The sequence below is a fragment of the Streptomyces sp. NPDC057654 genome (genome assembly GCF_042800135.1).
Taxonomy (GTDB): Bacteria; Actinomycetota; Actinomycetes; order Streptomycetales; family Streptomycetaceae; genus Streptomyces.
In genome coordinates, this window is sequence record NZ_JBHVHQ010000185.1 from 1 (window position 1) to 11,854 (window position 11,854).

The 11,854-nt window shown below is 74.4% G+C and carries 9 protein-coding genes; 5 read left to right on the forward strand and 4 right to left on the reverse strand.

Annotated features, from left to right (window positions below; translation table 11 throughout):
- The coding region (locus ACFU99_RS16555; RefSeq protein ID WP_384391926.1) for an AAA family ATPase at positions 1-2,572 on the reverse strand (2,572 nt) is incomplete at its 3' end.
- Between the two features lie 165 nt (positions 2,573-2,737).
- On the opposite strand from ACFU99_RS16555, the gene ACFU99_RS16560 reads away from it, so the two are divergent.
- A complete protein-coding gene (locus tag ACFU99_RS16560) occupies positions 2,738-3,844 on the forward strand; it encodes an alpha/beta hydrolase (protein ID WP_384391929.1) in 1,107 nt (368 codons plus the stop codon).
- 29 nt (positions 3,845-3,873) lie between these two features.
- Here ACFU99_RS16560 and ACFU99_RS16565 read toward each other — a convergent pair whose 3' ends face one another.
- Positions 3,874-6,189 carry a GMC oxidoreductase gene (locus ACFU99_RS16565; RefSeq protein WP_384391931.1) on the reverse strand — a complete coding sequence of 772 codons (2,316 nt, stop codon included), beginning with the start codon at positions 6,187-6,189 and terminating at the stop codon, positions 3,874-3,876.
- A gap of 245 nt (positions 6,190-6,434) precedes the next feature.
- On the opposite strand from ACFU99_RS16565, the gene ACFU99_RS16570 reads away from it, so the two are divergent.
- Positions 6,435-6,722, forward strand: a complete 288-nt coding sequence (locus ACFU99_RS16570) for a hypothetical protein (RefSeq protein WP_384391934.1) — start codon at positions 6,435-6,437, stop codon at positions 6,720-6,722.
- A gap of 4 nt (positions 6,723-6,726) precedes the next feature.
- Here the strand turns inward: ACFU99_RS16570 and ACFU99_RS16575 are convergent, their stop codons facing one another.
- Positions 6,727-8,208 carry an MFS transporter gene (locus ACFU99_RS16575; protein ID WP_384391937.1) on the reverse strand — a complete coding sequence of 494 codons (1,482 nt, stop codon included), beginning with the start codon at positions 8,206-8,208 and terminating at the stop codon, positions 6,727-6,729.
- Positions 8,209-8,306: 98 nt separating this feature from the next.
- Here ACFU99_RS16575 and ACFU99_RS16580 point away from each other — a divergent pair, with 98 nt between their 5' ends.
- The gene (locus ACFU99_RS16580) at positions 8,307-9,107 is read left to right on the forward strand and encodes an AraC family transcriptional regulator (RefSeq protein WP_384391940.1); all 801 of its coding nucleotides are present in this window, start codon (positions 8,307-8,309) and stop codon (positions 9,105-9,107) included.
- Positions 9,108-9,121: 14 nt separating this feature from the next.
- Here the strand turns inward: ACFU99_RS16580 and ACFU99_RS16585 are convergent, their stop codons facing one another.
- Complete coding sequence (locus ACFU99_RS16585; protein ID WP_384391943.1) at positions 9,122-10,084, reverse strand: NADP-dependent oxidoreductase; 963 nt, start codon at positions 10,082-10,084, stop codon at positions 9,122-9,124.
- 180 nt (positions 10,085-10,264) lie between these two features.
- Between ACFU99_RS16585 and ACFU99_RS16590 the strand changes: the two genes are divergently transcribed.
- A complete protein-coding gene (locus ACFU99_RS16590; protein ID WP_384391947.1) occupies positions 10,265-11,263 on the forward strand; it encodes a GlxA family transcriptional regulator in 999 nt (332 codons plus the stop codon).
- Positions 11,264-11,366: 103 nt separating this feature from the next.
- A partial coding sequence (locus ACFU99_RS16595) for a GrpB family protein (RefSeq protein ID WP_384391950.1) occupies positions 11,367-11,854 on the forward strand: 488 nt, incomplete at its 3' end.

Consider the following 11,854-nt stretch of genomic DNA (forward strand, 5'->3'; position numbering starts at 1 on the left):
ACTCCGTGCCGCCGCCCGGCACTCCCTCGGCCCGCTCCGCCCACCGGGCCGCCGCCGCGGGCCGGCCGCGCTCGGCCTCCGCGTCGGCCATGGCCTCGCAGCAGATCAGCAGGCAGGACTGCTCCAGCAGCGGCGCGACGAAGTCGTCGCACGCGGTCAGCACCTGCGCCTCGCCCTCGTCCACCTCGTGCAGCCCCGCCAGCGCCATGCCCCGGCCCACGCCGCCGAGCCGGGCCCACCACTCGCGGCGGGCCCCGGCGTGCCGCATCGCCTCGTCGGCGGCGGTGAGCGCCGCCGTGTGCTCGCCGGTCCAGCCGACGAGCAGGCACTTGACGGCGAGGGCCAGCGCGACGCACTCGTCCGAGCCCAGCAGCCGCGCCGCGTCGACCGCGTCCTCGGCCCGGTCCACGCCCTCGGCCAGCCGCCCCATCCGCCCGAAGGCGAAGGCCTGCGCGGAGAGGACCCAGGGGGCGAGGTAGCTCTGCCCGGTGGCGTCCGCGATGGCCAGGGCGCGCTCGGTCTTCCGTACGGCCTGCGGCAGCCGCCCCATCATGGCGTCGACCCAGCACAGGAAGGACAGCGACTCCAGCCACAGCGCCAGCTCGGCGTCCGTGGCCTCGTCGGTCAGCCGGTCGGCCCGTTCCGCGTAACGGGCCGCGGCCGCGCGTTCGCCGACGCCGTGCGCGTGGGCGAACCGCAGCGCGATCAGCGGCACCCACTCCTCGGCGACCCAGTCCTCCGGCATCCACGCCTCGCGCGCCGGGCCGCCGGAAGAGCCGCCGTCCGCCGACGGCGTCGGCCCGGCCCGCTCCAGGACGGCGGTCAGCTCGTCCAACTGCTCGCCCGCGGCCGGGTAGTCCGCGCGGATGATGCTGTCGCCGATCAGCTGGAGCCGCAGCGGCACCGCCTCGGCCGCGTGCTCCGGCGGCACCCGGCCCAGCTCCGCGCGGAGCAGGGCCCGCCCCTCGTCCTGCCGGTTGAGCAGCCGTTGCAGGATCGCGCAGAACCGGGCGGCGCGGGCGCGCTGCGCCCAGGCGTCGGCGGGCAGCAGCCGCAGCACTTCCAGGGCGGTGTCCCGGCCCTGTACGAGCCGGCCGCCGACGCCCTGGAGGCGGGCCAGCTCGACGAGGAGGGCGAACCGGTCGGCGCCGGGCCCCTCGGCGGTATCGGGGGCGCCGGGGCCGTCGGGGCGTTCGGGCAGCAGGTCCAGCGCGGTCTGGAGCCACCCGGCGGCGGTCGCGGGGGACTGGTAGGCGGTCGCGCGGGCGGCCTCGACGAGCACGCCGACGGCGAGCAGGTCGCCGAACCGCGCGGAGCGGGCGATATGGCGGGCGCGGGTGACCGTCGGCGCGTCCCGCTCGTCCAGGGCCGCCGCCACCCGCGCGTGTGCCGCGACCCGCCAGCCCACGCCCGAGGAGGCGTACGCGAGGTGCCGTACGACGGGGTGCCGGAAGCGGAACCGGCCGGGGGACGGCGCGCAGCGCACCACATCGCGCGCGGCCAGTTCGTCGAGGGCCGCCAGCGCCTCGGTGTCGGTGGTACGGGCCGCGATCGCGACCATGGCCGGGTCGAACTCGTCGCCGAGCGTCGCCGCGGCCTGTGCGGCGAGCCGGGCGGGCGCGGGCAGCGCCGCCAGCTCGGCGGCCAGGGCCTCGCGCACCGCGCCCGGCACCTGGTCGTCGTCGCCGTCGAGCACCGGGGCCGCGCCCGGCACGGCCCGCGCGGCGGGGGCCAGCGTGGCGAGCGCCGTCTGCCGGGCCCCGGACCGGGACAGCGCCTCCAGGTAGAGCGGGTTGCCGCCGCTGGCCTCGTACAGCGCGCGGCACCGCCGGGCCCCGACGGCCGGGCCGAGGAACTCCCTGGCCTCCCGCAGCGAGAACGGCGCCACCTGGACGCGGGTGCCGAGCCCCGGCGCGGCGTCCGCGAGGGCGGCGGTGAGCCGGGGCCCGGCCTGCCGGGTGCGGTAGGTGACGGCGAGCAGGATGGGGCCGCGCGGCGCGTGCCGGGCGAGGTGGGCGAGCAGTTCGACGGACCCTTCGTCCGCCCAGTGCACGTCGTCCAGCAGGACCGCGAGGCCGTCGGGGTCCGCCAGTACCTCCAGCAGCAGGCGTACGGCCCGGTGCAGCCGGTAGCGGTGCAGGCCGGGGCCGGGGGCGGCGGCCCCGGTGCCCGGCTCCGCGCGGGCCGCCGACAGCGCCGGGAAGACCTCGGCCAGCAGCTGCGTGCTCTCCGCGTCCAGCGCGTCGCGGACCCGCCGGGCCCGGTTCTCCACCTGGTCGTCGAGGGCGTCGACGGCGAGCGCGAGCGGCACGTCGTGTTCGAACTCGGTGCCCCGGCCGCGCAGCACGGTCATGCCGTGCCGCCGCGCGGCGGCGCCCGCCTCGCCGAGCAGCCTGGTCTTGCCGGCGCCGGGCTCGCCCGTCAGCTCCACGAGCCGGAACGCGCCCCCGGCCGCCCGCGCGGCCTCCGCGTCGAGGAGCCGCACCACGTCCGTCCGGCCGACGAGCGGATGGCTGACGAGCGGCTGGCCGACGAGCGCGCTGCCGCTGTGGGGTGCGGGGCTCTCGGACATCGGACCGCTCGGTTCCCGTCGGTGGGGCCGTGGACATCGGCACGCAGCGACTTAGGCGACAAAGGTGACGAAATGGAATATTTTTGAAGTCTAGCGACAAAACACCCAGGCCACTCGGGAGGCGGAGCAGCGGAGGTCAGGTGCCGTATGGAGCGGCTCATCCCCATGTTCACCAGCGAAGGCGTGCACGACGCCGAGGCCACCGTGCATCCGTTCGCCGCCGGGGACGGGCTGGGCCTGACCCTGACGCGCTTCCGGCGCGGGCCGCCGCAAGGTCCTGGGAATTCCGCGCGTCCGCGTGACGCGGTGCTGCTCGTCCACGGGCTGACGACGTCCAGCGACATGTTCATCATGCCCGAGCACGCCAACCTCGCCGGGTACCTGCTCGACCACGGCTTCCCGGACGTCTGGGCGCTGGACCACCGGATGAGCAACCGGTTCCCGTACGACCTCGCCTGCCACCGCTTCACCCTCGACGACGTCGCCCTCCACGACTTCCCCACAGCCCTCGCCGAGATCCGCGCGCACGTCGGGCCCGGGTGCCGCATCCACGTCATCGCCCACTGCCTGGGCGCGGTGGCCTTCGCGATGAGCCTGGCCGCCGGGGCCGTCACCGGCGTCAGCAGCGCGATCGCCAACAGCTCGGCCCTGGTGCTGCGGCTGCCCGCCTGGTCCCGGTGCAAGCTGCGCGTCGTGCCCGGCCTGACCGAGTACGTCCTCGGGCTGCCCTACCTCAACCCGGCCTGGCCGCAGGACGCGCACTTCAGCCGCGGCCGCGTGATCGCCCGCACCGTCTCCCTCTTCCACCGCGAATGCGACGTCCCCTCCTGCCACATGGTGAGCGCCATGTGGGGCGCCGGGCGGCCCGCGCTCTTCGACCACGAGCGGATGTCGCCGGTGACGCACGAGCGCATCGCCGACCTGTTCGGGGCGACCGGCGTGCACTACTACCGGCACATCCGGGCGATCGTACGGGCGGGCCGCGCGGTGAAGTACCGGCCCGGCGACCCCGCCTACCGCGACCTGCCGGACGACTACCTGGAGGCCGCGGCCGGCCTCACCACGCCGCTCCTGCTGACCAGCGGCGACCGCAACCACGTCATGTCCGACTCCAACACCGCCTGCCAGCGCGAACTGGCCCGGCTCGCCCCCGGCGTCTCCCGGCTGAGGCTCTTCCCCGGCTACGGGCACCAGGACGTCTTCATGGGCAAGGACAGCGCGCGGGACGTCTTCCCGCAACTGGTCGACTTCCTCCGTGAGCACGCGGACTGACCCGGACCGGGTTTCGGGGGGTTTCGGGGCTACGCGCGCCCCGGCCCGTACACGTCCCACAACTCACCGGCGAAGAACCGGCCGAACCGGGTCAGCCCGGCGAGCGGCGCCGCGCCCGCCGCCCGCATCGAGGCGAGCTGCCGGATGAAGTCCAGCCGCCCCACGCGCACCGTGCCGTGACACAGCCGCGCCTCCTCGGGCTCCTCGTCCGGCCCGAGCAGCCCCGGCCACACCCCGACGGCCAGCGTCGTCGTGTCCGGCCACAGGTCGAACCCCGGATCGTCGCCCACCTCCTTGCGGCCGGTCAGCGTCAGATCGCGGCCGTCCGGACCATGGAGGTGCAGCCGGTAGAGCATCCGCCGCCGCCCCGGCGACCCGGCCGGCACGAAGAGGTTGAACCACCCCTCCCGTACGGTCAGCCGTCCGCCCAACGGTTCGCAGGCCACCTCGCCGCGCGCCTCGGCCCGGTGGTCCGGCGAGTCGCAGAAGGCGTCGACGTCGTCGACGGCGATGGTCAGCCGCAGCGTCAGCGCCGGGCCGTCGGCGAGCGCGCCGCGCATCTTCTCCGCGAAGGTGAGGGTGGTGGCGGAGGCGACTGGGGACGGCGGGGGGCGGTACGCGGGCCGGGGCGGGCGCATCTCCAGCAGCCGCGTGGACATGCGGTCGGCGAGCGCGGCGATCGTCAGCGACGGGTTGACGCCGACCGGCCCCGGCAGCGCCGCCGCGTCCGCCACGTACAGCCGCGGATGTCCGAACACCTCCCCGTACGCGTCGCACACCGCGTCCTCGGGCCGGTCGCCCATGGGCGCGCCGCCCACCGGGTGCACGGTCACGACACGCCGCCACAGCCACAGCGGATTGTCCAGGCAGCGCGTCCCCATGGCGTCGGAGAGCGCCCGCATGGTGGTGCGGACCCCCTCGTAGTACGCGCGGCTGGTGCGCGTCGTCCACTCGACGTCCAGCGTGCCGCCGCGCAGCGTCATCACCCCGTCCGGCACGTCCCGGCCCACGCCCAGCAGCGGCAGCACGCCGGGGAAGCCGCCGCCCGCGCCGAGCAGTTCCGCGAACTCGCCGGAGATGTTGCTGTCCGGCGTGTCGGAGACGGAGGACAGCGCCAGGCCGGCGGCGAAGGCGGCCATCCGGCGCACGCCGCCCGCCACCCGGGCGCCCTCCATGAACCAGTTGAGGAACCCCGGATAGCCGCCGTCCTGCACGATGTGGCCCCGGCCCGAGCCGCCCGCCGCCTCGCCGGGCACGTCGACCACGCCGGTGATCACCGGCCCCCGGTCCGGCCGGGGCGCGGGGGCGCCCGGCCGCCCGTACAGGAAGGTCAGCAGGTCGCCGTTGCCGCAGAACCGGGTGCCCAGCGCCGGGCCGAGGCCGGGCAGCCGGGCGCGGTTGGCGAGCAGCAGGCGCACGGTGCCGTAGGCCCCGGCGGCCAGGATCAGGCGGTCGCAGTCCAGGTGGCGGCGGGGGAGATCGGCGGTGCGGACACCGTGCCGCTCGGCGTACGGATCTCCGGCGCCGTCCACCGGGTGCACGACGTAGCCGACGCGGTAGCCGCCGTCCCCGAGCGGCTCGACCGTCGTGACCTGGTGGCCGGTCCGCAGGTCGGCGCCGTCATGGCGCGCGGCGGAGAGATAGGTGTGGTCGAGGGTGTTCTTGGCGCCGTTGTTGCAGCCGAGGTCGCACTCGCCGGTCAGCGCGCAGGTCCGGCGCGGCACCCCGTGCAGATTCCCGTACGGGGCGTCGGCGACGGGCAGTTCCGGGCCTGGCGGCGCGCCGGGGGCGGGGGAGAAGGACACCGCGAGCGGCGCCGGGGACCACGGCAGCCCGGCCCGCTCCGCCGCGTCCCGCAGTGCGGCCGTCTTGGGCGTACGGGCGTACGGAGGCGCGTCCACCGGGTACGGCACCGGGCGCAGCACCGCCTCCACCGCGTCGTAGTGCGGATCGAGGTCGGCGCGGGTCAGCGGCCAGGACTCGTGGCCGCCGCCGGGCAGCGCCTCGTGCCGCACGAAGCAGCGCTCGTCCTTGCGGAGCAGCACATTGGCGTAGATCAGGGAGCCGCCGCCGAGGCCGCTGGAGACGAGGGAGTCGCAGCCCCGGAACCGCCACACGTCGTACAGCCCGTACAGCCCCTCGCTCGGGTCCCACAGCGCCCGCCCCAGCTCCGCGGGCGTCCGGGCGAAACTCCCCGGCGGATAGGCCCGGCCGCGCTCCAGGACGACGACGGACAGCCCGGCCGCCGCCAGCCGGTGCGCGGCCACCGACCCGCCGAACCCGGACCCGACGACGATCGCGTCCACGCGCTCGGGCCCGCTGCCACCGTTCGCCGCCTCGGGCACGGGAACCGTCCTTCCTCCCTCCCGGCTCCCAGTAGAGCAATGGTTCGCGCGCCGCACATCCGCAAGCGCGGGGGACGGCGAGAACGCGCCTACCAAGGGGCGGGAATTCTTGGGAAACTCCAGGGTCACGGTGGCGGTGGCGGAAAATCGGAGGTGCAAATTCGGACGTAGCAGCTCCGAATTGTGCTGGCGCCACGGAACACCGGCTTCGTACCCGAGCACGGGGATAGACGGAGGAGGGCGCCATGCCCGAGGTGACAGTGAACGGCCGGACCTTCACCTACTACGAGAGCAGGACCGGCAGCAGGGCCGTGGGACTCAGCGCGAACGGAGTCGCGAATTCACAGCACGAATACCGGTTCCGCCCGGACCCGCACCAGCAGCGCGATTACAACAGCCGCCAGGCGGAGTTCTACCTGGCGGCGGCGGAGGCCGCCGCCGGTCTCTTCACCCTGAATGACGGGGCGCCGAGCTGGCCGGCCACCGGCACGTTCAGCTGGCGGGGCCAGGACTACGACCTGGAAACCCGGTAGCCCGTCAGGGCTCGCCGCGCGGGGCCGACGACTCCGCGGGCGCGACGTGGGCGGCGGCCGGCGCGGCATGGACACCCTCCGTGTCCTGCGCGTCGTCCGCCGTCTGTGTCTTGCCTGTCTCGCCCGTCTCACCCATCTCGTCCGTCTCGCTCGTCGCCCGGACTTCGTGGGCGGCGTACGCGTCGTAGCGCCAGAACGGGCGTACGGCGAAGGCGCCCACGAGGACCAGGACGATACAGAGCACGGCGCTGCCCGACCAGGCGATGCTGAACGTCGTGGCCGCCGCCATGGCGCCCGCGCGCAGGTCGCCGAGGCGGGGCCCGCCGGCCACGACGACGGTGAAGACGCCCTGCATACGGCCGCGCATCTCGTCCGGGGCATAGGTCTGGAGGATCGTCTGCCGGTAGACGGAGCTGACCAGGTCGGCGGCGCCGGCGAGCATCAGCAGGGCCACGGTGAGCCAGAGCGTGCGGGCGAATCCGGCCAGGGCGATGCTGACCGCCCAGCCGATGACGGCGAAGGTGAGCGCCACGCCCTGCCGCCGTACGCGGGAGATCCAGCCGCTGCACAGACCGGCGGCCAGGGACCCGATGGCGATCGCCGAATACAGCAGTCCGATTCCGCCGTGGAAATGGGTGGCGGCCGCCTGCGGGAAGAGCGCTTTCGGCATCGCCAGCATCATGGCGGCGATATCCACCGCGAACGACATCATCAGCACCGGGTTGCCGCCGATGAAGCGGAGGCCCTCGAATACGGCGCGCGCTCCCGCCTTGACCGCTTTGCCCGCCGGTTTGATCGAGGGCAATCGGAAGGTCGCGTAGAGGGAGGCGGTGAAGAGGAGCGCGTCGGCGCCGTACGCGTAGGCGAATCCGTGGGGCAGCGCGACGAGAATGCCGGCGATGAGCGGCCCGAGAATCTGCCCGATGTTGCTGACCGTGAATTGGAGCGTATTGGCGGCGGGGACCAGTTCGCGCGGCACGATGCGCGGGATGATGGCGCCGCGCGCCGAGGAAGATGTGGCGAACGCGGCCCCCTGGACGGCGACGAGGACGAGGAGCAGCACCTCCGATCCGATGCCCAGGAGGGTCTGGACGAGGAGGAGGACCGTCACCGCCCAGGTCACGCCCGACGACCACAGGGAGAGCAGGCGGCGGTCGACCGCGTCGGCGATGGCGCCGCCGTACAGCCCGAACACGACGATGGGCACGAACCCGGCGAGCCCGGCCAGACCCACGTACATCGACGAGTGCGACATCGAGTAGATCTGCACCGGGACGGCGACCTCGGTGAGCATCGTCCCGACGAGCGAGGCTCCTTGGCCGATCAGGACGCGCCGGTAGGCCGGGATCGCGAGCGGGCGCGTATCGACGGCCGCGCCGCGGATACGGGCCGCTATGCCGGTGGGTTTGGGCTTGTTGATCACGGTCACCGGGGTGCGGCCTCCGGCTCGGTCGTACGGGCGGCGCGGGGGCAGGGGCCGGGGCATGGTCGGTGGCGGAGCCGGGGTGACGCTCCTGGTGTGGTGTCCATGACGTCACTTTGCCAGTGGGGCATGGCGGCGCACTTCCATTATTCTGCCTACTTGTGTCGCAGAATAGCCATCGCCCGGTCTCCCCACCCGCGCCCCAGCCCGCGATCCCGCCCAGCAGCTTCCACGTCCACGCCGCCGGCGAGGTCATCGAGCGCCATCGGCACGAGTACCACCAACTCCTCTACGTCAGCACCGGAGTCACATCGGTGATGACCGAGCGCGGGACCTGGGTGGTCTCCAGCAACCGCGCGGTCTGGACGCCGGCCCGGATGTGGCACCAGCACCGGGTCTACGGGGAGAGCATGATCCACACCATCGGCTTCCCGCCGGACGACGCCCCGCTGCCCGACGGCTCGCCGACCGTACTGGCCGTGGACGGCCTGCTGCGCGAACTCCTCATGGCCTACACCGAACCGGACCTGCCGGATCCCGAACGGCGGCGGCTGCGGGCCGTGGTCAACGACCGGCTGCGCCGCGCGGACGTCCGCCCGCTGACGCTGCCCACCCCGCAGGACCCGCGCCTGGCCCACGCCTGCCGGGCGGTGGAGGAAGACCTGAGCGAGCCCCGTTCCCTGGCCTGGCTGGCCCGCCACGTCGGCGTCGGCGAACGCACCCTCACCCGGCTCTTCCGCACCGAGTTCGGCACCACCTACCCGCAGTGGCGCACCAGCGCCCGTGTCTTCCACGCCATGCTCCACCTGGCCGAGGGCGCCACCGTCACCGGCACGGCCCGCCGCTGCGGCTGGGCCACCACCAGCGCGTTCATCGACACCTTCGCCCGGACCATGGGCCAGACCCCGGGTGCGTACCGCAGCGCGGCGGCCCTCCGAGCGACCCCGGAGTCCGCCGGCTGAACGTGCTGTGAGTGTCAGGAGGCCACTTCGAGTACGAGCTTGCCGCGGGTGCGGTTGGTCTCGCCCAGGCGGTGGGCCTCGGCGACCTGCTCCAGGGGGAAGGCGCGCTCGACCTCGACCCGGACGGCGCCGGAGTCGACCAGCCCGGCGATGGCGGTGAGGGCGGCGGAGTCCGGCTCGACCAGCAGGGGGCTGGTGCGGACGCCCGCCTGAGCGGCCGCGGCGGCCAGGTTCTCGGAGACGCCGCTCGGGATGGAGATGACCAGGCCGCCGGGGCGGGTCGCCGCCACGGACCGTACGTCGGTGTCGTCCTGCGGGCCGACCAGGTCGATGACGACGTCGACCTTGCCGGTGACGTCCTCGAAGCGCTGCCGGGTGTAGTCGACGGTCTCGTCCGCGCCCAGCTCCTTGAGCCAGGCGTGGCGGGGCTCGCTGGCGGTCGCGATCACCTCGGCGCCGAGCTTCTTGGCGATCTGCACCGCCAGGTGGCCGACGCCGCCCGCCGCCGCGTGGACCAGGACCCGCTGACCGCTCACGACGCCCGCCGTGTCGACCAGGGCCTGCCACGCGGTGAGAGCGGCGAGCGGCAGGGCCGCGGACTCGACGTGGCCGAGGGAGGCGGGCTTACGGGCGAAGTGGCGGGACGGCGCCGTGACGAACTCGGCGTAGCCGCCCGCGGGGCGCGGGAACCATGGCATGGCGTAGACCTCGTCGCCGGGCGCGAGCGTGGTGACCCCGAAGCCGACCTCCTCGACGACGCCCGAGACGTCCCAGCCGAGGATCAGCGGCATCGTCTGGAGCCCCGCCATGCCGTGCCCCGCGCGGGTCTTCCAGTCCACCGGGTTGATCCCGGCGGCGTGCACGCGCACCAGCACCTCGGTGGGCAGCGGCTCGGGCCGGGCGACACGGCCGGGTGTCAGCACCTCCGGTCCGCCGAACTCCTCGATGGTGACGGCCCGCATCGTGTGCTCGCTCATGCTGTTCTCGCTCGCTTCCGCATCGCGTGTGCGCAGTGCTGTGTGCTCTGTGCTCTGTGCTGTGTTCTTCGTCCGGGCGAGGGGCCCGGTACAGGGGTCGGCTCCTGATGCCGTCCAGCTTCTCCGGTGTGCACGGGCGCGGCGAGTGGCCGTACAGCCATCTGTCGTACCATTACGGCCATGCCGCATCGCGTCGCCGTTCTCGCCCTCGACGGGGTCGTACCGCTGGACCTGGGCATTCCGGCCCGCGTGTTCAACGGGGCCTGTGACCTGGACGGGGCGCGCCTCTACTCCGTGGAGACCTGTTCGCTCGGCGGCCGGCCGGTCCGTACGAGTGAGGACTTCCGGATCGTCGTCGACCACGACGAGTCGCTCCTGGAGACCGCGGACACGGTGGTGATCGCCACCCAGGAGCCCACCGAAGACCTCGTCGCCACCGGAAAGCTGCCCGAGGGCGTGGCCGCCGCGCTCGACCGGATTCCCCCGGAGGCCCGCGTCGTGAGCCTGTGCACGTCGGCGTTCCTGCTCGCGGCGGCCGGGCTGCTGGAGGGGCGGCGGGCCACCACGCACTGGGCGCTGTGCGACCTGTTCACGCGGCTGTTCCCCGGCGTGGAGGTCGACCCGGACGTGCTGTTCGTCGACAACGGACGCGTCCTCACGTCCGCGGGCGGGGCCGCCGGGATCGATCTCTGCCTGCATCTGGTCCGCCTCGACCACGGGTCGGCGGTGGCCGGGGCCGCCGCGCGGCGGTGCGTGGTGGCGCCGTGGCGCGAGGGCGGGCAGGCGCAGTTCATCGAGCACCCGGTCCCGGCGGACGCGGACCGCTCCACCTCGGCCACCCGGCAGTGGGCCCTGGGGCGGCTGGCCGAACCGATCACCCTGGAGGACATGGCGCGGCACGCGCACATGAGCGAGCGCACGTTCACCCGGCGGTTCCGCGGCGAGGTCGGCACGAGCCCGCTGAGATGGCTGCTGCAACGGCGCCTGGTCCAGGCCCGCGACCTGCTGGAATCCACGGACCTCACCGTCGCCCGCATCGCCACCGCCTGCGGCTTCGGCGACCCGGTCGCCCTGCGCAAGCACTTCCACACCCACCTGGGCCTGTCCCCGCTGGCCTACCGGCGCGCGCACTGCGCTCCGGAGCCGGAGCGCGCGGGGGCGACTGCGCCGGGTCGGTGACGGCCCACGCCTGGGCGCGCCGCGGGGAGTGCCGCGAGGACGTCTGACGGGGCGTCGGGCGCCCCGGGTCCGGCGCAGGGGGCGGTGCCCGTACCGTGGCGGCGTGACCGATCTTGATGAGCCCGTCCATCTGACGGCGCACGACCCGGCGTGGGCGGCGCGGGGCCGGGAGGCCGTCGGCGAGATCGCGGCGGCGCTGCACGGGCTGTCGGCGGAGGTGGCTCATATCGGTTCCACCGCCGTTCCCGGGCTCGTAGCCAAGCCGGTCGTCGACATCCAGATCGGCTGCCCGGACGCCGACGCCGCAGCCGCCGTCCGCCGCCTCGAAGGGCTCGCCTACGAGCATCTCGGACAGGCCGGCGTCCCCGGACGCGAGTATCTGCGGCGGCGCTCCGGGCAGCCGGTCAATGCCCATGTCGTCCAGCGGCGCGGCCGGCTGTGGACCGACAACATCCTCTTCCGCGACTACCTGAGGACGCACCCGGACGCCGCCTCGCAGTACGCGGCGGCCAAGCGGGAGGCCGTCGGCCGGGCGCCGAACCTCCTGGAGTACTCGGAGCTGAAGGCCCGCACCGTGGCGCGGATCATGGC

What these genes read in the sequence shown, in the direction of transcription:
- ACFU99_RS16560 (WP_384391929.1), top strand. Translation starts at nt 2,738, where the DNA reads ATGTTCACCAGCGAAGGCGTGCACGACGCCGAGGCCACCGTGCATCCG.
- ACFU99_RS16570 (WP_384391934.1), top strand. Translation starts at nt 6,435, where the DNA reads ATGCCCGAGGTGACAGTGAACGGCCGGACCTTCACCTACTACGAGAGC.
- ACFU99_RS16575 (WP_384391937.1), bottom strand. Translation starts at nt 8,208, where the DNA reads ATGCCCCGGCCCCTGCCCCCGCGCCGCCCGTACGACCGAGCCGGAGGC.
- ACFU99_RS16585 (WP_384391943.1), bottom strand. Translation starts at nt 10,084, where the DNA reads ATGAGCGAGCACACGATGCGGGCCGTCACCATCGAGGAGTTCGGCGGA.
- ACFU99_RS16590 (WP_384391947.1), top strand. Translation starts at nt 10,265, where the DNA reads ATGCCGCATCGCGTCGCCGTTCTCGCCCTCGACGGGGTCGTACCGCTG.